Here is a 20483-nt window from a genome sequence, read left to right as displayed (position 1 = left end):
CTCGCTTCAGAGGAATTATTAAATATACGTTACAAATTATGACATAATTGCTGAACTTTTCTATCACTAATCAAAAGGATTCAAATACAAGGATCTTCTCTGTTGCCCAGATTTCAGAAAACCCTAAAAGATATAATGTAAAAGAACATTATCCATATATTTCACTGAACACTTGTCAGTTGCCACCTATCAAGCCATAAAACTGATAACTGATAGCTTATTCCCTTACACCATTAGCGGTAGAAAAACATTGTGTTTGTTCTTAGCGGTTACGAGTACCTTCTAGGCTTTTTCATCCTGTGTAGCCTAGTCCCAGTCCTAGCACTGTCAGCCTCAAAAATTCTTAGACCCAGTGGGAACAGTCTAGAAAGACGCACTACCTACGAATGCGGACTAGAACCTACTGGCGGAGCTTGGATTCAGTTCAACATTCGTTACTATATGTTTGCTCTAGTCTTCGTTGTTTTTGACGTAGAGACAGTATTTTTGTATCCTTGGGCAGTTGCATTTAACCGTTTGGGTTTATTGGCATTTATCGAAGCCCTAGTCTTTATTTCGATTCTTATCATCGCCTTAGTTTACGCATGGCGCAAAGGAGCTTTGGAATGGTCGTAAATTCTAATATCATCACCCCAGAAACAGAACAAATCATCAACCCCATACAACGGCCTACAGTTACTCATGAACTGTCAGAAAACGTGATTTTAACCACAGTTGATGACCTTTACAACTGGGCGCGACTTTCTAGTTTGTGGCCTTTACTGTTTGGTACAGCTTGCTGCTTCATTGAATTTGCGGCATTAATCGGCTCTCGCTTCGACTTTGACCGTTTTGGGTTAATTCCTCGTTGTAGCCCCCGCCAAGCCGATTTAATCATTACTGCGGGAACAATTACCATGAAGATGGCTCCCCAATTGGTGCGTCTTTATGAACAAATGCCCGAACCCAAGTATGTAATTGCTATGGGTGCTTGTACAATTACCGGGGGAATGTTTAGCGTTGACTCCCCGACAGCAGTGCGCGGAGTTGATAAACTAATTCCCGTAGATGTATATTTACCCGGTTGTCCTCCTCGTCCCGAAGCGATTATTGACGCAATTATTAAACTGCGGAAAAAAATCTCTAACGAGTCTATGCAGGAACGGGATAACATCAAGCAAGTCCACCGTTACTACAGTACAACTCATAACATGAAGCCAGTTCCCGAAATCCTAACTGGTAAGTATATGCAGTCAGATACTCGCTTTAACCCTCCCAAAGAATTAACAGAAGCAATTGGTATGGCTGTACCCCCAGGATTATTGACAGCAAAGACACAGAAGGAGGAACAAGCACGTGGCTGAAGAAGAATCGAAACCAGTTCCCGCAGCAGAAGCAGCTTTAGTTCAACCCGGTAAAGTTTCCCAATGGTTAGCAGAAAATGGCTTTTTCCATGAGTTTCTAGAACTTGACGCTAACGGTGTAGAAATCATTAAAGTCCCTGCCAATTTTCTCCTTCCCATTTCTACGGCTTTGTACGCCTATGGATTTAATTATCTCCAATTTCAGGGCGGTATTGACTTAGGTGCAGGAGAAGAATTGGTAAGTGTTTATCATTTACTCAAAGTTAGTGATAATGCTGACCGTCCTGAAGAAATCAGGGTGAAAGTGTTTTTACCCAGAGAAAATCCCTCTGTGCCTTCAGTTTACTGGATTTGGAAAACAGCAGACTGGCAAGAACGGGAAAGCTATGATATGTATGGCATCATCTATGAAGGTCATCCTAACTTAAAGCGGATTTTGATGCCAGAAGATTGGGTAGGTTGGCCTTTACGGAAGGATTACATCTCACCTGATTTTTACGAGTTACAAAACGCTTATTAAGTATTGCTGGAATTGAGTTTTCAGTGATAACAATTAACCCCTTTCCAGTTGTGGAGAGGGGTAATGTTTTTTATGTCGTTCTGTATATGACAAATTCAGCTTAAAATATCGCACAGTATCGGAAAACTGAATTCCGAGCTAAACTCTTTAATTAGCGGTGCTATTTTTAGTTTTCACGTTGATATTCAATTTTACGAGAGGTTATGGACAAAAGTCCAACAGATGGCAGTAGTATCCTCCTCTAAGCTGGCGAGACAGTCTCCCAGCGCGGGGGAGACTTTAGGAGATTTCTATTATGCTTACACAGGAAATTCGCAATTCCTTAGATATTGCTGACTTAAATCAGCTTAAATGTGACCTAAATTGTTTGCAGCCAGTAGATGTGGGTGAGTATATCACTCAATTGCCTGAAAAACAAAGAGCGATCGCTTTCCGATTACTGAACAAAGATCAGGCCATAGATGTCTTTGAGTATTTACCCACAGAAGTACAGGAAGACTTGATTAATTCCCTCCATGATGCCCAGGTAGTAGACCTCGTTGAAGAAATGAGTCCTGATGAACGGGCATATTTATTTGATGAACTACCAGCAGGAGTGGTCAAGCGCTTATTACAACAACTCAGTCCCGAACAAAGACAAGCCACAGCCACAATTCTCGGCTATCCAGAAGGGACTGCGGGACGGGTAATGACGACGGAATATGTGCGCTTGCGACGAGGTTTAACCGTTGGTGAAGCCCTCAGTAAAATCCGCTTGCAAGATGAAGACAAGGAAACAATTTACTACGCTTATGTCACCGATGATAATCGCACCTTAGTCAGTGTGGTTTCTTTGCGGCAGCTATTATTTACCTTTCCCGATGTCTTAATTAAAGATATTGCCAGCGCCCATGTTGTCAAAGTTAAAACAGAAACTTCACAGGAAGAAGTCGCCCGAATTATGCAGCGTTACGATTTAATCGCTATGCCTGTGGTTGACAGAGAAGATAGATTAGTCGGTATTATTACGATTGATGATGTCGTAGATATTTTAGAAGAGGAAGCTACAGAAGATATCCAAAAATTGGCAGGGGTCAGCGGTGATGAAGAAGCCTTATCGCCCCCACATATTACTATTCGGAAACGGTTGCCTTGGTTATTGGGGATTATGGGATTATATATTGGTGCTGCCAGTGCGATCGCCCCTTTTCAACAAGTCATCGCCGCTGTACCAGTCCTCGCCGTGATCATGCCCATATTTTCTAACACAGGTGGCACTGTAGGTATACAAGCGCTGACTGTCACTATTCGCGGTTTAGGTGTAGGCGAAGTCACACCCGCAGACACTAGCAAAATCCTCCGCAAAGAACTTTTAGCAGGTTTAGGAACAGCCGTAGCTTTAGGTTTGACAATGGTTGCCCTTTCCCTAATTTGGGCTAAACCCCAAGAACGATGGGTAGCATTAATAGCTGGGGCAGTTATGGCTACTAATACAATGGTAGCGGTGACTTTAGGAACTTTGCTACCAATGGGTTTAAAGCATTTAAAACTAGATCCAGCCTTAATGAGTGGTCCTTTAGTAACAACAATGCTAGATACCATCGGCTTTTTAACCTTCCTCAGTATGATTTCTGTCGCTTTAAAGGTATTTCATTTACAATCTTGAAACTGCTGGATAAACCGAAAACTTCAATAAAGTAAGGGTTTCCAGTTTAGAAAGGTGAATTAGGTGCATCACTTTCCCAATTTTGAGATTTTTCTTACTTCCTGCTGACTCCTTCCCTCTTCTTTATCCTGTCTCCTGGGCGGGGAAACCCCGCCCCTACTAACTTCTGACTCCTGACTCCTGACTCCTAACTTCTGACTCCTGACTCCTGACTCCTGACTCCTCTACTTATATGCCTACAACAACCTGGAATCGTCATCACATTCTCACACTCGCTGACTTCACAACCGCTGAATATAACGCCGTTTTACAAACTGCGGCTTCTTTTCAAGAGGTACTATCAAGACGCACCAAGAAAGTTCCTACATTACAAGGACAGGTAGTAGCAAATTTATTTTTTGAACCCTCTACCCGCACCCGCAGTAGTTTTGAAATTGCCGCTAAAAGACTCAGCGCCGATACTCTCAACTTTGCCGCAGCTACATCTTCCATGACCAAAGGTGAAACAATTCTTGACACCGCTAAGACTTATTTGGCTATGGGAACTGATATTATGGTAGTCCGCCATAAAGATGCAGGAGTTCCCCAAGCGATCGCTCAAGAAATGGATCGTCTAGGTGTAAAAGTTAGCGTCCTCAATGCCGGTGATGGACAACACGAACATCCATCCCAAGGATTACTAGATTTATTCACAATTTGTAGTTTAATTGACCCCGCACAACCCAAAATTGAATTACTACAAGGTAAAAAAATTGCTATTGTTGGCGATATCTTGCATTCTCGCGTAGCCCGTTCTAATATTTGGAGTCTCATCGCTAGTGGTGCCGAAGTTCACCTAGCTGCACCTCCCACCTTATTACCTAAATTCTTTGCAGAATATTTAGGATGTACAGAAAACTCTAGCCGACTATTTACCCACTGGCAACTAGAACCAGCCCTAGAAAATGCTGATTTTGTGATGACATTGCGTTTACAAAAAGAACGGATGACAGCCCATTTATTACCTAGTTTACGAGAATATCATCAACTATTTGGCATTACTCGCACCAAATTAAAACTCTGTCAACCTAACGTTAAAGTATTACATCCAGGTCCAGTAAATCGGGGTGTAGAAATTAGTTCTGATTTGATGGATGACCCCGAATTTAGCTTAATTCAATCTCAAGTAACTAGCGGTGTAGCCGTGCGGATGGCACTTTTGTACTTTATCGGTAGTGGTAGTAGTAGAGTTAACCAATAATTGTCCTATAGCACTTGCATCATTGAAAATCATCCTTAATTGCGAGAATTTACTTAAACAAAAATACTGATTGATTAACTAGAAATGAGAGTATAAAATTAAATCTTATTAAATCTCTAGATGACAAGTAGTGAAATTTTATAGACTTTTCCCTGTCATTGTTACCTACAGCAAATTGCGTAGTTATACTTGAGAAGGTCATAACTTGCATTTTCACATCCATATATTCCCTTTAAGCAAAAGCTCAAATTGTGAACTTGCAAAGTATAGGAGATACAAAATCTAAATTGAAACCTATACACAAAGCTACTTTTACTCCTGACTCCTGAATTTTGCTGTATTTTCTCCTCCTTGACCTCTTTCTTTCAACTTATACAAAACTTTTATTAGCCAACAGTGTGCTAGTACAGCTATAATTTATAACTATTCCTGCTATTGAATACTTGTACTGGAGATATCCTGATAATGACCCTATCTAGTTTTGATGAAATAGTAAAATTCTTAGAACGGCATGAAAACTCAAACCGAATTAAGAAATTAATATTCTTCGCTTGTAAAAATGAGTGGGAAAATGATCAAGATACCCTAGATAGATTTAAATTAGAAGAATTAATTCAAGAATTATCTAGTTTAAATCCCACAATAAATCACTTAACTGCAAATTTATCTATTGCTGTTAAAAGTCTTAGTAAGGCAAAACAATATTCCATAATTGCCAGTATCATTATCAAAGAAGTACAAAAATTATATCCAAACTCTGATCAAAAGACAGGAATAATATTAAATCAACCTAATGAAGAAGATACAGGAATAGTCTTCAAGCAACCCAACCAAGAAGAAGATACAGGAATAATATTAAATCAACCTAACCCAAATATTCCTATATTTCATCATCCTGGAAAAACATTATCAAATCCCTCAACTACATCTCCAAGCAGTTCAAAAAAATCACAATATAATCAATTTGACTTGCGGCAAAATCTAATGAGATATACAAACCCATTAAGAGTAAAAATAATTTTATTTTCCGCCCTTTATAGAAAATTCACCTTCAATGAACAAGATTGGTTGAAACTAAAATCTGAAGAACTTGATAATTTATTGCAGAAATTATTCGATTCTTGTCCAACTATGGGAGAACTTGAATCTAAAATTAAGAATACCGTCATCTCTTTAGGAAACCCAGATAAAAATCATCAAGCATCTGGTGTCATCATCAGAGTTATGCGTAGTTTATATAGTGATATACCAGCACTACCCAATTCACATCAACCGCTTAACACTTATTCCCCTGAAAAAACCAGACCACCAGCTAATCCTCATTATCAACCTGTTCAAAATCAAATTGATAATTTTTATGAACACGATGACGATGACAGTAATACCTGTCAAATTACAATACCACCTACTTGAGATATGTTTAATAACAAAGAATGAAACCTATTTTGGAAAAATTTATCACAATAAGTAGGTGAACAGAAAAATTTAAAGGTATGTGAAGAAAAGTAAAATCACTCAAAACTCTCTTCCTGTTCCCTGTTCCCTTGCCCCAACGACAATTTTTAACGCCCACCTACTTAATTGAGAGATATCTATTATGGATGCCAAAGAACTTCTGAGCCGATATGAAAAAGGGGAAACAAAATTTATCAACGCCAACTTAAATAACATAAATCTATTTGATGCAGATTTAATTGGTATAAATTTAAATCAGGCAAATTTATGTAACTCTATCCTTACTTTTAGCTATCTAAATCAGGCTATTCTCAATAATGCAAATCTGATTTGTGCAAATCTTCGTGGCGTAAATCTCACTCAAGCACAATTACAAAATGCCAACTTACATGATGCTGACTTGCATGGTGCAACGTTGCAGGGGGCTGATTTGCGTAATGCTAATTTAACCTTGGCATATATGCTGGATGCTAACTTAATGGGCGCTGATTTGCGCGGTGCTGATTTGAGTAATGCTAATCTCACAGGTGCTTGTCTTCGTGGTGCTAACCTGCGAGAAGAAAGAAAAGCCTATTATGCTACTCTATTGGGTGCTAACCTCCATAGGGCTGACCTGCGCGGCGCTAATTTCACTGGTGCAAACTTAGCTAAAGTGAATCTGAGTGGCGCTAATTTAAGTGAAGCTATGCTGCGGGGTGTGGATTTGAGTGGCGCTAACCTGCGCGGAGCTATTTTACAAAATACCACTTTCACTGAGGCTAATCTAGAAGGAGCTAATTTAAATGGAGCTAATCTGACAAATGCTAGGCTAACGAAAGCAAATTTGACTGAAGCTGAGTTAATAGGTGCTAACTTGCAAGGTGCAATTATGCCAGAGGCTATCCTCATTAAAGCCAAACTGAACCAAGCAAACCTCCGTTTTGCTAGACTGAGTAGAGTTAATTTTAGTCGAGCTAATCTCCGTGAAGCTGATTTAACTGAAGCAGAATTAGTATATGCTTGTCTGGCGATGACAGACTTTACCGATGCCAATTTAACCAAAGTAAATCTACTTGGGGCAGAAATTAGTACGACAAATCTCACAGGTGCAAATTTGTTTGAAGCAGTAATGCCTGACGGGACAATTGGCTACTAATAAATCAATAAATTTATTGTTCTATCACATTGAAATTAAACTCAAAACTTTTGCAAAAGCTGGTAACAAATATGTCTATTTTAAGAGTCGGTCGTTTTACCTCTTTATCCATATTTTCTTTACTGATCAGTGGAAGTTGGATAGTTTTCTGTGAATATAGTTCGGCTCAATCTCAAATACCTAATAATATTCCCATATTAGCCCCAGTAACACTTCCATCTCTCCAGGAAATATCCATCAACCAGCAGCCATTATCGCAGTTACCATCAGTTAAATTATCTCCATCTCAAGGTATACACTATAGCCAGTATAATCAAGGATTTGAGCGATATTTTGTTTATGTTGACAGCAATAATTCTCAAGTCTTACAGCGAGTTCGGCAAATTGAAGCTAATGCCTATATTCGCAATTATAATGGACGTAATGTTATCCAATCTGGCGTTTTTAATGGCCAATATAATGCTCAACGACGAGTACAAGAACTAGAATTGAATGGTATTCCTGGCGCAAGAATTGTTAATTCTGATAATATAGAATTATCCAATCAGGTAGTAGCAACTTATAATCCACCTGGATCTAATACCCAAAACTATCAACAAGAAAACAGAAATTCCTATTATGTAGTTATTCCTAGTAATTCTAATAGTTTACGTTCTTTAGGTACAGAAATTCGCCAAAAAGTTAGTATCAATATTAATGTATTTAGGAGAAATCAGCCATTAGGATCTCACATAGCTGTAGGACCATTTAGCGATCGCCTGGAAGCAGAACAATGGAATAGCTATTTGAAAAATTCAGGTTACGGCAATGCTAGAGTTTATTATGGCAAATAACAGCAGGAGTCAGGAGTCAGGAGTCAGGAGCGATGCCCTGAGCTTGTCGAAGGGTCAGGAGAAAGAAAGAAGAAAGAAGAAAGAAGAAAGAAAATCAACCGAAAAATTTGTTGTTACCGCAACCCAAATGCGGGAAATTGAAGCCAGAATATTTACCGCAGGAATGCCTGTAGCTGCTTTAATGGAAAAAGTAGGAGGATTGATTTCCCAACGCTTACAGGCTATTATTTCTCCAGGAAAATGTGTAGGAATTTTAGTGGGTCCTGGTCATAATGGCGGAGATGCCTTAGTAGTAGCCCGTGAATTGCATTTTCGCGGTTATCAAGTTTGGATTTATCAACCTTTTTCTAAATTAAAAGAATTAACTTCTCAACATTTTCAATATACACAAAGTTTAAAAATTCCCTGTTATCAAGAAATTTCCCAATTACCAAGTTATGATTTTTTAATTGATGGTTTATTTGGCTTTGGTTTAGAAAGAGAAATTACTGATTCTATCGCTACAGCAATTAATTATTTTAATAGCAAAAATCAACCCATTATTAGTATTGATATACCTTCAGGTTTACATACAGATACAGGGAAAGTTTTAGGAACAGCAATTCAAGCAACTCATACATTTTGCCTGGGTTTATGGAAACAAGGTTTATTACAAGAACAAGCATTACCTTATATTGGTAAAGCCGAATTAATTGATTTTGATATTCCCCTAGCAGATATTCATGCTGTTATCGGTGATATTCCCAAAATCAAACGCATTACACAAACAACAGCATTATCAACCTTACCTTTACCTCGTCCCCTAATTACTCACAAATACAAACAAGGACATTTATTATTAATTTGTGGTTCTCGACGTTATGCCGGTGGAGCAATTTTAACAGGTTTAGGTGCGCGAGCTTCCGGTGTGGGAATGTTATCCATTGCTGTCCCTGAATCCTTAAAAATGTTATTAGTTTCCCAGTTACCAGAAGCCTTAATTATTGGTTGTCCTGAAACAGAAACAGGAGCGATCGCTAGTGTACAATTACCAGAAAATATAGATTTAAACTCATTTAGTGCGATCGCTTGCGGACCCGGTTTAACCAAAGACAATATATCTATTATTCCCGAAATAATTCAATGTCAATGTCCTCTAGTTCTGGATGCTGATGCTCTAAATATTTTGACACAAATAGGAACTATCCCCACCCTAAAACAGCGAAAATCAGCCACCGTTCTCACACCCCATACCGGAGAATTTCAGCGGTTATTTCCGAACATTGACCACACAGACAGAATCAAAGCCATCCAAACAGCAGCCCAGGAAAGTGGCGCTGTAGTCCTATTAAAAGGGGCAAGAACAGCCATATCTAATCCTCAAGGTCATATTTGGATAAATCCTGAAAGTACCCCAGCCTTAGCTCGTGGAGGCAGTGGAGACGTATTAACCGGTTTATTAGGTGGACTATTAGCGCAAATTATGAATAAAGAAGTTTTTATAGAAGATATAGTCGCAACTGCCGCTTGGTGGCATTCCCAAGCCGGAATTTTAGCCGCACAAACAAGAACAGAATTGGGAGTGGATGCCTTTACACTCACACAATATTTAATGCCAGTTTTGAAACAATAATAATGGGGACTGGGGACTGGGTAAAAAATTCTTCCCAATCACCAATCACCAATCACCTAATAACAATTACTTAACTGTTACCTTACCACCAGCTTCTTCAATCCGCTTCTTGATATCCTCAGCAGCTTCCTTAGTTACAGCTTCTTTAACAGCTTTAGGAGCAGCTTCTACCAAGTCCTTAGCTTCTTTCAGACCTAGACCGGTGATTTCACGAACGATTTTCAAGACAGCAATCTTCTTATCAGCAGGTACAGAATCCAAAATTGCATCAAATTCAGTCTTCTCTTCTACTACTTCAGCAGCAGCAGCACCAGGAGCGGCCATCATCATCATGCCACCACCAGTAGCAGCAGCACTAACACCAAAAGCTTCTTCGATTTGCTTAACCAATTCAGAAGCTTCTAATAAGGTCAAAGATTTCAATTGTTCTAAAATTTGTTCGGTTGCAGCAGACATGGATATAACTCCTAAAGAATGTATGATTTGTGAGTTTTTAGTTATTTAGTTGTCATTGGTCAGTAGTTAATTTTCACTGACTACAACTAACTTTCGGTAGTGCTTTCAGAACTATCGCCATTTTCTTTTTCAGCAACAGCTTTCAAAGCGCGAGCCAAGGAACTGGGAACTTCATTGATACCAACAGCCAGCTTGGTAGCTACACCATTGATAGCTCCAGCAATTTGCGCCATGAGTTGTTCCTTAGACGGCAAGTCTCCTAGAGCCTTGACATCAGCTTCACTCAGGACACGACCTTCCATGACACCACCGCGAATTTCTGTCTTCTTGGTGGCTTTTTGGAATGCTTGGTAAGCTTTAATCGCAGATAAATCTTCTTTAACTAGCAGAAATGCAGAAGAACCATTCAGTAATTCTGACATTGGCTGCCATTGTTCCTGATCTTTAATCGCAATGCCCATGAAGGTGTTTTTTGTTACCTTACATATAGCACCACTAGGACGGAGTTGCCGACGCAAATCGGTGATTTCAGCAACAGTTAGCCCCTGATAATCAATTACCAGTGCTAAAGTTGATACACTCAAGCTTTCTTTGAGATCAGCTACTATCTCTTTCTTGTTTTCTAACGTTCTTCCCATACTTGTCTCACCTCCAATGTCAGTTGTCAGTGGTCAGTTGTTAGTTGTTTGGTTGTCAGTTGTCAGTTGTCAGTTGTCAGTTGTCAGTTGTCACCTATTACCTATTACCTATCACCTATTACCTGTCACCCTTTGCTGACTTACCGAAAACAATTAACCCCAGCTAATTTAGCCAGGGTTTCAAAGTGGTATTTTTAATCCTGTTGTTGTCACAGTTTTACTGTTCAAACTTCAGATAGTTAAAATTACAACCTCGGCAGGGTATTAAGCTATTAGCACCTGCTGTCTCCGGCTTTATCTATTTAATTTTGGTTATTAATTATTAGTCATTGGTCATTACTGATTATATTCATCTATCACCAATTACCAATTACCAATTACCAAATTATGCAGCGTCAGTTATTTTTAACTCTCGTAAGGCACTAATGTCAATAGCAATTGACGGACCCATTGTCGAGGATATGTACACTGACCGCCAATAACGACCCTTAGCACCCGAAGGACGGTTACGGTCAATTGACTCTTGTAATGCCTTCAAGTTGATCAATAAATCTTCAGGCGAAAAAGCAGTCTTACCAAACATAACATGGACAATCCCAGTCCGATCAGCCCGATATTCTAATTTACCAGCTTTGAATTCAGCGATCGCACTAGCAACATCAAATGTCACTGTTCCCCCCTTGGGTGAAGGCATCAAACCACGTGGACCTAATAATTTACCCAGCTTTGCTACCTGTGGCATCACATCTGGCGTAGCAATCAGCTTATCAAAGTCCATCATGCCTTTCTGAATATCTTCAATGAGTTCTTCAGAACCAGCAATATCAGCACCAGCGTTAGTTGCTTCTGTGACTTTTTCACCTCTGGCGATAACTGCTACCCGGATAATCTGTCCTGTACCCTTGGGTAGTGCCACCGTTGTCCGCAACTGTTGGTCTGTATATTTAGGATCAATTCCTAAACGGATATGAGCTTCAGCAGCTTCAGGAAACTTGGCAGTTGCTGTTTCTTTTAACAAAGCCAATGCTTCTAAGGGTGTATAATCCCTATCTTCTACCTTTTCTAGCAACGCCTGTAAACGGCGTGATACTTTTTTTGCCATTTTTTTCTCCTGGGGTCATCTCGAAGTTGTACTTCTCCCCCGATATGATTTTGTTATTGGTCAGTTGTCAGTTGTCAGTTGTTATTTTTTTATTTACTGTCAACTAATCTGTAACTGTTACGCCCATGTTTTTAGCAGTTCCTTCCACAATATTCATGGCTGCATCAATATCATTGGCGTTGAGGTCAGGAAGTTTAGTTTGAGCAATTTCCCGTAATTGCGTTCTGCTAATGCTACCAACTTTCTTTTTGTTGGGTTCATTTGAGCCTCTTTCAATCTTCGCTGCCTTGCGAATCAACACTGATGCTGGTGGAGTTTTGAGGACAAATGTAAAACTTCTATCTTCATAAACAGAAATTTCTACAGGTATAACCATCCCAGCTTGGTCTGCTGTTTTGGCATTGTACTCTTTGCAGAACATCATGATGTTAACACCATGTTGACCCAACGCAGGACCAACTGGCGGTGCTGGGTTGGCTTTCCCAGCATTCAGGGCCAACTTAATGACCGCTACTACTTTCTTCGCCATTTGTATTTAGCTCTGTTTTTTAACCTGATTAAATTCCAATTCTACTGGTGTATCTCTTCCAAAGATCGAGAGTAGAGCTTTTAGTTTACTCCGTTCTGGGGAAACTTCAATCACCTCACCTTCAAAATCCTTAAAGGGACCCGAAAGCACAACTATCTTATCACCTGAAGCCATATCAATTTTGACTACCGCCTCTTGTTCCAAGGCTTGCTTGAATATGCGTTCAACTTCCGAAGGATTCAGGGGAACTGGCTTCACGTGACCACGACCTCTACCGCTACCACGCTTTTGCTCTGCACCCACAAAGTTAATGACATGAGAGGTGTTTCTTACCACTTGCCATGTATCATCACTCATTACCATTCGTACTAGCACATAACCAGGGAAAACCTTTTCTTCTGAAGGTAGCCGTTTACCATCCTTACGGATTTTCACCGTTGGGGTGTGGGGAATTTCCACTTGGATGATTTTGTCAGCGACATCAAAAGTTTGGATACGTTGCTCTAAATTTGTCTTTACCCGTTTCTCACAGCCAGAGGCTACTTGCACTGCATACCAGCGTGCTTCTTTCATCGCTGTTAAGAGTGTTTCCTCTAACTGCAACTCGGAGTTGCGTGGTTCGTCTGTTGCAGAAGTCATCAGAACACCTGTTTTGCTGCCCAAGCGAACAATCCATCGACCAAATATATCAAAGATGCGGAGAGTGTAACCATTAATATCACAGCGGCGGATTCACTTACCAACTGTTTCCGACTGGGCCAAATCACTTTCTCAAGTTCTTCCTTTGTACCCTGGAAAAAATTGTTTAAGTTAAACCCATTTTCGGTTTCTGGCATTTCTGCTTCATTTTTTTTGGCCACAGTCGTTATACCCCCGTTTCTTAAATAGCCTAACCTTTTGATTTTTCAGGTTTACAGCCTCGGTCTCAATGATCTTGTTATCAGAAAGCTATATTTTAAAAAAACTATACCCGAAATAATTGACGTTTTCTGCCGTTTTGGCATTGACGTTATTGCTTCGGGCAATATTTTTCTTTTTCAGCGCGCCCTGGAGGACTTGAACCCCCGACATCAGGTTTTGGAGACCTGCGTTCTACCAACTGAACTAAGAGCGCACAAGCTTTTCTTTTTACAGTCATTGCGCTGAACTTTTTTAGTTTAACGCAATTTCGATTCTAATTGTAACCTATTTTTTTTCTTTTGGCAAGTTAGCGGCGGATGCCGCTTGTAGACTGGGTTTTGTCTATTAATTCACCATTGAGAATCACAAAGGGCGATCAAATCTTTGTTTAATGCGGGTTGCCTTGCCGACTAGGTTGCGTAGATAGTACAATTTAGCACGTCTAACTTTACCACGACGCAATACTTTAATGCTTTCAACCAGGGGAGAATGAAGCAAAAATACTCGTTCTACACCCACACCTTGGAAAACTTTACGGACTGTGATAGTTTCGTTGATGCCGCCATTGCGTCTAGCTATGACTACACCTTCGTAAGGTTGTACACGGAATTTAGTGCCTTCCTGAATTTTGACTCCTACCTTAACTGTGTCACCGACATAGATATCGGGTAAGTTAGATTTCATCTGTTCCGCTTCAATTGAGCGAATAATCTCTTGCGCGTTCATTACTTTTATGTTTTTTTGAAAAAACTCACAATCGTTAATTATAAATCTATAGTCGCCTAAGAGTCCAGCTATTTGTAAAAGGAGTCAGGAGTAGGGGAAGAAGACTTTTCTGTTGTTAACAGTGGTGATGTAGTAATTTTACCAGCCTTTGGTGCAAGTGTTCAAGAAATGCAAATATTGCATGATAAAGGTTGTCAAATTGTTGATACTACCTGCCCCTGGGTCTCCAAGGTATGGAACACCGTAGAAAAGCACAAAAAAGGCGATTACACCTCAATTATTCACGGAAAATACAAGCATGAAGAAACAGTTGCCACCAGTTCCTTTGCCGGGAAATATTTGATTGTTTTAAACTTAAAAGAAGCAGAATATGTCATTAATTATATTCTCAACGGTGGCGATCGTGAAGAATTTTTAGCCAAATTTTCCAAAGCCTGTTCAGCAGGATTTGATCCTGATCAAGATTTACAACGGGTAGGAATTGCTAACCAAACAACCATGCTCAAAGGTGAAACCGAACAAATCGGTAAAATGCTAGAGCATACAATGATGCAGAAATATGGCCCAGCCGAATTAAATCAGCATTTTCAAAATTTCAATACCATCTGTGATGCCACTCAAGAACGTCAAGATGCTATGTTAGAATTAGTCGAAGAAAATGTAGATTTAATCATAGTTATTGGTGGGTTTAACTCATCCAATACCACCCAACTACAACAAATTGCCTTTGATCGTGGGATTCCTTCCTATCACATTGATTGTGGAGAACGGATTCAATCAATTAATAACATTGAACATCGGCAATTAACAGGAGAATTAGTAATTACAGAAAATTGGCTACCCGCAGGAGAAATTAAAGTTGGTGTAACTTCTGGTGCTTCAACACCGGATAAGGTAGTTGAAGATATAATTGAGAAAATTTTCGCACTCAAAGCAATAGCAGCTTTAGTTTAAAATATCATTTCTTTACTTACCCTTCCTTGAGGAAATGTAGATGAGATTGGGTAGGGGCAAACCCCCTGTGGTTGCCCATCCTGTATCCTATGGTTGCCCCATGAATCGGGGTAGGCACGGGGGCGCTACCCCTACATCAAATCCAAATATTTTATATAATCAATTTTGCCTACCTATCTACCGAATCCTGTGCAAATATCCTCTGGAGAAAAGGATAAAATAGCCCCATATCATGCTAATTTAAGGAATCTATAACAATGACTGGTAATACGTTTTTTGATAAAATTCAACCTGCAAGTCAGCAACAATCCATCGTGTATCTACCCTACATTCAGGGAAATAAGCGAAATCTGTTACCCTATGCTATCACTCTCTATAAACAACGTGAGTTAGAAGGACAACGCAAAATAGAAGGTAGTGAAAATGTTCCCTTCGTTGCCACTTGGAATGATCCTACCTTACCCTCCGACTTAACCGTTTGCCGGGTACAGTTTGATTCTAAATCTGAATTAACTTATGAAGTCATGATGCCAAGTTTTGAATTTATTAGTTTTTTAATTGAACTAATGGAAAACTATAAGCGGAATAAAATCACAGATTTTTCTAAACCCTTTTACCGTAAATTATTACGTTTAGATGATTAAAACAGAATCAGAAAAGCTTTGTTAAACCTCGTTTACTTGGAAACCTCTAGATTTTTCCAGTATAACTAGCTATTATACGGGAATTTAGGTTTATACCCCTTACAAAAATAACTATGAACACACCACTAACAAACCAACCTATCCGCGTCGGAGTCTTGGGTTTTGGCGGACTTGGACAAGCAGCCGCAAAACTCCTTTCCAGCAAACGAGAAATGATTCTTGTCGCCGTCGCAGACCAAAATGGCTACGCTTACTCTACTGAGAGTTTAAACACCCAAGCTTGTATTACTACTTACCAAAATCAAGGTACAATCGGTCACTTAGAAGCATTTGGTACATTAAGCAACAACAGTATTCAGGATTTAATTCAAGTCACGGGTGACACTGTAGATGGTTATTTCCTGGCTTTACCCAACCTCCCCAACGACTTTATCCCCTCTGTTGCCAAAGAATTTATTCAAGCTGGCTGGAAGGGTGTTCTGGTAGATGCCATTAAACGCACCAGTGCAGTCGAACAACTCCTATCCATGCAAGATGAACTGCAAGCCGCTGGAATTACCTACATGACTGGCTGTGGTGCTACTCCTGGACTATTAACCGCTGCTGCTGCCTTAGCTGCCCAAAGTTATGCGGAAATTCACAATGTGGTCATTACCTTTGGTGTGGGAATTGCTAACTGGGAAGCCTACCGCGCCACTGTGAGGGAAGATATTGGTCATATGCCCGGTTATAGTGTAGAAGCCGCTAGAGCCATGACTGACGCAGAGGTGGAAGCATTACTTGATCAGACCAATGGGGTGTTAACCTTGGAAAATATGGAACACGCCGATGATGTGATGTTAGAGGTGGCAGGGATTTGTTCACGGGATAGAGTCACGGTTGGCGGAGTAGTTGATACCCGCAACCCCAAAAAGCCCCTAAGTACAAATGTGAAAATCACTGGACGCACTTTTGAGGGAAAAATATCTACTCATACCTTCACGTTAGGGGATGAAACCAGCATGGCTGCCAATGTGTGTGGTCCCGCCTTTGGTTATCTTAAAGCTGCTCAAGAATTGCGTCAACGGGGCATTTCTGGCTTATTTACGGCTGCGGAAATTATGCCTAAGTTTGTAAAATAGGTAATTGGTAATTGGTAATTGGTTATTATACTGAAAACGGTTCATAGTTTAACCAAATATAGAACCCCTCTCCAAACCTCTCCCCGCAACGGGGAGAGGCTTTGAACTTGTTCTTGATATAATAAAAAAGTCCAAATTTTAGCCGTTTTGAGTATATTTCCATTATCTTTAACAGAAACAGCAGAAGTCCCACATCTTACTCTTAGGAATGTGGGATGAATGCGCGTGAGTGAGGAATTGACCAACAGGCGAAATTGAACGCACCTGAAGATGGGCAACAGCCTTGATTATCAGGGCTGTTGGCAGGTTTCCCACTGTAGGCGACTGGTGTGCCACTTCGTGGAGCTTTGCTAACGCGTAGCGTGCTGGAGGCATTCACCCGAATGGGGAGGGGTTCTCATGTCTCACTCAAAACCCTACTCCACCTCCACCACACTGATAATCCTCTCATCTCTGTTAAGTTGACAAATACTTTCACCCTTACTATCTTTGTTGAGATTAGGAACTGCATCTACCGACACACGGATAACTCGCTCTTTATTTGTAAATAATGCGACCTCTGAACCGGGTTTTGCTGCCACCATAGCCGCTAAATTGTCGGTTTTGTTATTAAATTTCACAAGTTGTATTCCTAAATCCCCTCGATTCGCCGCCCTCAACTGATTAGCAGCCATAATTTTGCCATATCCTTCTTCAGTCACCAGCAATAATTGGTTATATTTGCTGACATTGACACAACCAACCATCTGCTGATTTTTCAAAAGGCGGAAAGCTTGTAACCCCATTGCAGCCCGACCCATGATCGGTAGTTGTTCATCATTAACAGGAAACCTGAGTAGACGACCGCTAGAACTTGCTAAAATTAGATGTTCTTCGCTGCTTAGGAATTGGGTAAACGCTAATTCGTCATTGTCTTTAAGCTTCAAAATTGTAATTCCTCGCCGGGAGAGATTCACAAATTCCGATAAAGATAAGCGTTTAATCCGTCCTTCCTTCGTTAACAAAACCATTTCCAATGTTTCGGGTTTTTCTGGCAGCAAGAACCGGGTAATGATACCTTCTGTGTTACCTTGGGCGGTACTGGTAAGCATCGTAATCAATGGCGTTCCTCGCGCTGAACTTGTAGTGGGCGAAGTCGAACTACGTCCCGTAGTTAGGGGAATATCTCCCACCGTAATCGGGTAGACTTTACCACCGCTGGTGAGGATTAATAGGTCTTTGTGAGTATTAGTTAATTCAGTTTGGATCAAGAAATCATGATCCAGCAAGCCGTTTTCCCCCTTTGTTTTTTTACTGTTGGGGGAAATCCGGCGGATATAACCCCGTTGAGTAACTTCTAAAATGGTTTCTTCTAGAGGTTGTTCCGGTTTAGGAGTGGGGATTTTTACTGGAGAATTTTCTTCTGCGACTACTGCTTTAGGTTGTTTAGCTTTACCTTGATTTTCTGAAACTGATTTTTCTGTGGTGTGAACTATTTTGGTGCGGCGAGGATCATTGTATTTCCGTTTGAGAGTTCGCAAATCTTTTTTCAGGACTTTGAGTAATTCCCGTCTGTCTGCCAGTAATGTCCGCAATATGCTAATTTCCTGGTTAAGTTGGTCAAATTCCTGTTGTAAGTTTTGCTGTTCTAAACTGGTGAGGCGACGTAATGGCATAGACAAAATGGCATCTGCTTGGACTTCAGTTAAATCTAAGCGGGAACAAAGTGTCATCTTGGCTGTACTGCCATCGGGAGCTTGCCGTAATATAGCAATAACATCATCCAGATTTGATAAAGCTTTTAACAATCCTGCGAGGATATTTACCCGATTTTCGGCTTTTCCTAATTCGTAACTGTAGCGACGGTTGAGGGTATGTTCTCGGAACTTGAGAAACTCCTCTAATAGTTGCCGTAATGTTAATTGGCGGGGTTGTCCATCAACTATAGCTAGGAGAATCGCACCAAAGGTGGTTTGTAAAGCTGTTTGGTGATACAAATGCTGGAGTAGTTCTTGGGGGTTTGTATCGCGTTTGAGTTCAATAACTACGCGCATTCCCTCTCTGTCACTCTCATCTCGAATATCAGAAATGCCGTGTAACTTACCTTGATTGACTAAATCGGCGATTTTTTCAATCCAAGCTGCCTTGTTAACTTGAAAGGGCAGTTCTGTGACTATTAATGCTGTGCGGCGTTTAGTTCCCCTGGTGGCGGGAATTTCTTCCATTGTGACTATACCGCGCATGACAATAGCACCTTTACCAGTAGTATAGGCTTCTTTAATGCCACCATGATCAACAATTTCCCCCCCTGTGGGAAAGTCTGGACCGGGAATTAATTGAAATAATTTTTCATCGGTTAAATCTGGGTTGTCAATTAAGGCGATTAAGCCATCAACGATTTCTCCCAAGTTGTGGGGGGGAATATTTGTCGCCATACCGACGGCAATTCCCGCACAACCATTCAGTAATAGAAATGGTAATTGAGCGGGGAGTACGGTTGGTTCTTGTTGAGAATTGTCGAAGTTGCCAGTAAAGTCTACTGTCTCTTCGGCAATTTCTGTCAACATTCCCTCATGTCCCACAGGTGCAAGACGGGTTTCTGTGTAACGCATGGCTGCTGGTGGGTCATTGTCCACGCTACCAAAGTTACCATGTCCACCAAGTAGGGGATAACGGCTGGAAAAGTTTTGGACTAATCGAACTAAGGCATCATAAACTGATTGATCACCGTGAGGATGATATTTACCGAGAACATCTCCCACTACACGGGCGCATTTTCGGTAAGGTCGATCTGGTGTTAAACCGAGTTCGTGCATGGCATATAAGATACGCCTGTGTACTGGTTTTAATCCATCTCGAACATCTGGTAAGGCTCGCCCCACAATCACACTCATGGCATATTCTAGGTATGACCGTTGCATTTCGGTGTGCAGGGCGGTGGTGATGACCTGTCCCTTAGAGAGAAGGTTTAACTGTTTTGCCATGAGGTTTTTCCCTGAATTTTCACTACACAACAGCCGCTAGAAAATAAGACGCTATAAAATCACAGCATAACGGATCATCAGCAATACTCACATAATCTTGATACTCATGACGAGAAAAAGCGGTAGTATTATTTTTGATGTGATCTATGCTTATGGATTATTAAAAATACAATAGATGTTGATCAGATGTTAGCCCTATTTGGTATGAAATCTCATGAAAACTGTTCTCATTGTTGAAGATGATTTAATTAATGCTCGTGTTTTTTCTAAAATACTGAGTAAACGCGGGGGGTTGGATGTAAAACATACAGAAGATGTAGATGAGGTGATGAAAATCGCTCAATCTCATGAAATTGACCTGATTTTGATGGATGTGTCTTTATCACGTAGTGTATACCAAGGTAAGCCTGTTGATGGCATCAAAATTACACAAATGTTAAAGTCTGACCCACAAACAGCTAACTTACCGGTGATTTTAGTAACAGCACACGCGATGGAAGGCGATCGCGAGAATTTTTTGAACCAAAGCGGTGCTGATGGTTATATTTCTAAGCCTGTGGTTGATCACCAATTGTTTATTGACCAAATTATGGCTCTTTTGCCACAAGGATAGTCATTGGTCATTGGTCATTGGTCATTGGTCATTGGTTGGCAGTAAATTACAACG

20 protein-coding genes, 1 tRNA gene, 1 pseudogene and 1 other annotated feature are annotated in these 20483 nt (G+C 40.4%); of the genes and pseudogenes, 13 read left to right on the top strand and 9 right to left on the bottom strand.

The genetic code is table 11. From position 1 onward, the window contains the following. The first annotated feature begins 252 nt into the window (after window positions 1-252). From FJR05_RS21490 to FJR05_RS21450, 9 genes are all read left to right on the top strand, one after another. Window positions 253-615: an NAD(P)H-quinone oxidoreductase subunit 3 gene (locus FJR05_RS21490; RefSeq protein ID WP_027404721.1), complete on the top strand. Its 363-nt coding sequence runs from the start codon at window positions 253-255 to the stop codon at window positions 613-615. Further along, window positions 606-1343 (top strand): NADH dehydrogenase subunit K, encoded by a 738-nt coding sequence (locus FJR05_RS21485; protein ID WP_168645988.1) that lies wholly within the window; start codon window positions 606-608, stop codon window positions 1341-1343. Before FJR05_RS21490 ends, FJR05_RS21485 begins: the two co-directional genes overlap by 10 nt. Continuing rightward, window positions 1336-1863, top strand: coding sequence for an NAD(P)H-quinone oxidoreductase subunit J (locus tag FJR05_RS21480; RefSeq protein WP_168645987.1), 528 nt, complete (start codon window positions 1336-1338; stop codon window positions 1861-1863). The genes FJR05_RS21485 and FJR05_RS21480 overlap by 8 nt, the downstream gene beginning before the upstream one ends. Window positions 1864-2158: 295 nt before the next feature. Continuing rightward, window positions 2159-3508 (top strand): magnesium transporter, encoded by a 1350-nt coding sequence (mgtE, locus tag FJR05_RS21475; RefSeq protein WP_168645986.1) that lies wholly within the window; start codon window positions 2159-2161, stop codon window positions 3506-3508. A 232-nt stretch (window positions 3509-3740) separates the two neighbouring features. Next, the gene (locus FJR05_RS21470) at window positions 3741-4748 is read left to right on the top strand and encodes an aspartate carbamoyltransferase catalytic subunit (RefSeq protein WP_168645985.1); all 1008 of its coding nucleotides are present in this window, start codon (window positions 3741-3743) and stop codon (window positions 4746-4748) included. A 465-nt stretch (window positions 4749-5213) separates the two neighbouring features. Continuing rightward, window positions 5214-6161 (top strand): hypothetical protein, encoded by a 948-nt coding sequence (locus tag FJR05_RS21465; RefSeq protein ID WP_168645984.1) that lies wholly within the window; start codon window positions 5214-5216, stop codon window positions 6159-6161. A gap of 184 nt (window positions 6162-6345) precedes the next feature. After that, window positions 6346-7338, top strand: coding sequence for a pentapeptide repeat-containing protein (locus tag FJR05_RS21460; protein ID WP_168645983.1), 993 nt, complete (start codon window positions 6346-6348; stop codon window positions 7336-7338). A gap of 71 nt (window positions 7339-7409) precedes the next feature. After that, window positions 7410-8171 carry a hypothetical protein gene (locus tag FJR05_RS21455; protein WP_168645982.1) on the top strand — a complete coding sequence of 254 codons (762 nt, stop codon included), beginning with the start codon at window positions 7410-7412 and terminating at the stop codon, window positions 8169-8171. Beyond that, window positions 8146-9783 (top strand): NAD(P)H-hydrate dehydratase, encoded by a 1638-nt coding sequence (locus FJR05_RS21450; RefSeq protein ID WP_256376207.1) that lies wholly within the window; start codon window positions 8146-8148, stop codon window positions 9781-9783. Before FJR05_RS21455 ends, FJR05_RS21450 begins: the two co-directional genes overlap by 26 nt. 66 nt (window positions 9784-9849) lie before the next feature. On the opposite strand, the gene rplL is transcribed toward FJR05_RS21450, so the two are convergent. The 8 genes from rplL to rplS all read right to left on the bottom strand — a co-directional run bounded on the left by rplL (window position 9850) and on the right by rplS (window position 14134). Beyond that, complete coding sequence (gene rplL, locus FJR05_RS21445; protein ID WP_168645981.1) at window positions 9850-10239, bottom strand: 50S ribosomal protein L7/L12; 390 nt, start codon at window positions 10237-10239, stop codon at window positions 9850-9852. A gap of 86 nt (window positions 10240-10325) precedes the next feature. Then, window positions 10326-10877 carry a 50S ribosomal protein L10 gene (gene rplJ / locus FJR05_RS21440; RefSeq protein WP_168645980.1) on the bottom strand — a complete coding sequence of 184 codons (552 nt, stop codon included), beginning with the start codon at window positions 10875-10877 and terminating at the stop codon, window positions 10326-10328. A gap of 142 nt (window positions 10878-11019) precedes the next feature. Beyond that, window positions 11020-11187 (bottom strand) — a sequence feature (ribosomal protein L10 leader region). Window positions 11188-11262: 75 nt separating this feature from the next. Next, complete coding sequence (rplA, locus tag FJR05_RS21435) at window positions 11263-11979, bottom strand: 50S ribosomal protein L1 (protein ID WP_168645979.1); 717 nt, start codon at window positions 11977-11979, stop codon at window positions 11263-11265. 103 nt (window positions 11980-12082) lie between these two features. Further along, entirely contained in the window at window positions 12083-12508 is a 426-nt protein-coding gene (rplK, locus tag FJR05_RS21430) for a 50S ribosomal protein L11 (protein ID WP_027404878.1), read from the bottom strand. A 6-nt stretch (window positions 12509-12514) separates the two neighbouring features. Then, window positions 12515-13147 carry a transcription termination/antitermination protein NusG gene (nusG, locus tag FJR05_RS21425; RefSeq protein ID WP_168645978.1) on the bottom strand — a complete coding sequence of 211 codons (633 nt, stop codon included), beginning with the start codon at window positions 13145-13147 and terminating at the stop codon, window positions 12515-12517. Continuing rightward, a complete protein-coding gene (gene secE, locus FJR05_RS21420) occupies window positions 13147-13368 on the bottom strand; it encodes a preprotein translocase subunit SecE (protein ID WP_168645977.1) in 222 nt (73 codons plus the stop codon). Before secE ends, nusG begins: the two co-directional genes overlap by 1 nt. A 181-nt stretch (window positions 13369-13549) precedes the next feature. Continuing rightward, window positions 13550-13622: transfer RNA gene (locus FJR05_RS21415), tRNA-Trp, on the bottom strand. A gap of 149 nt (window positions 13623-13771) precedes the next feature. Further along, window positions 13772-14134, bottom strand: coding sequence for a 50S ribosomal protein L19 (rplS, locus tag FJR05_RS21410; protein ID WP_168645976.1), 363 nt, complete (start codon window positions 14132-14134; stop codon window positions 13772-13774). Between the two features lie 96 nt (window positions 14135-14230). Here rplS and FJR05_RS21405 point away from each other — a divergent pair. From FJR05_RS21405 to FJR05_RS21395, 3 genes and pseudogenes are all read left to right on the top strand, one after another. Further along, window positions 14231-15088, top strand: a pseudogene (locus FJR05_RS21405) (4-hydroxy-3-methylbut-2-enyl diphosphate reductase); the annotation flags it as partial. A 257-nt stretch (window positions 15089-15345) separates the two neighbouring features. Next, entirely contained in the window at window positions 15346-15732 is a 387-nt protein-coding gene (ebsA, locus tag FJR05_RS21400; protein WP_168645975.1) for a type IV pilus biogenesis protein EbsA, read from the top strand. Between the two features lie 113 nt (window positions 15733-15845). Further along, window positions 15846-16853: a saccharopine dehydrogenase-like oxidoreductase gene (locus tag FJR05_RS21395; RefSeq protein ID WP_168645974.1), complete on the top strand. Its 1008-nt coding sequence runs from the start codon at window positions 15846-15848 to the stop codon at window positions 16851-16853. Window positions 16854-17269: 416 nt separating this feature from the next. Here FJR05_RS21395 and FJR05_RS21390 read toward each other — a convergent pair whose 3' ends face one another. Further along, window positions 17270-19816 carry a DNA topoisomerase (ATP-hydrolyzing) subunit A gene (locus FJR05_RS21390; protein WP_168645973.1) on the bottom strand — a complete coding sequence of 849 codons (2547 nt, stop codon included), beginning with the start codon at window positions 19814-19816 and terminating at the stop codon, window positions 17270-17272. A 214-nt stretch (window positions 19817-20030) separates the two neighbouring features. Between FJR05_RS21390 and FJR05_RS21385 the strand changes: the two genes are divergently transcribed. Next, entirely contained in the window at window positions 20031-20429 is a 399-nt protein-coding gene (locus tag FJR05_RS21385; protein ID WP_168645972.1) for a response regulator, read from the top strand. Window positions 20430-20483: the final 54 nt, after the last annotated feature.

Source organism: Dolichospermum sp. UHCC 0259 (assembly GCF_009711935.1).
GTDB lineage: Bacteria > Cyanobacteriota > Cyanobacteriia > Cyanobacteriales > Nostocaceae > Dolichospermum.
Note: the sequence above shows the minus strand (reverse complement) of the source record. Positions and strands in the feature narration are given on the sequence as shown.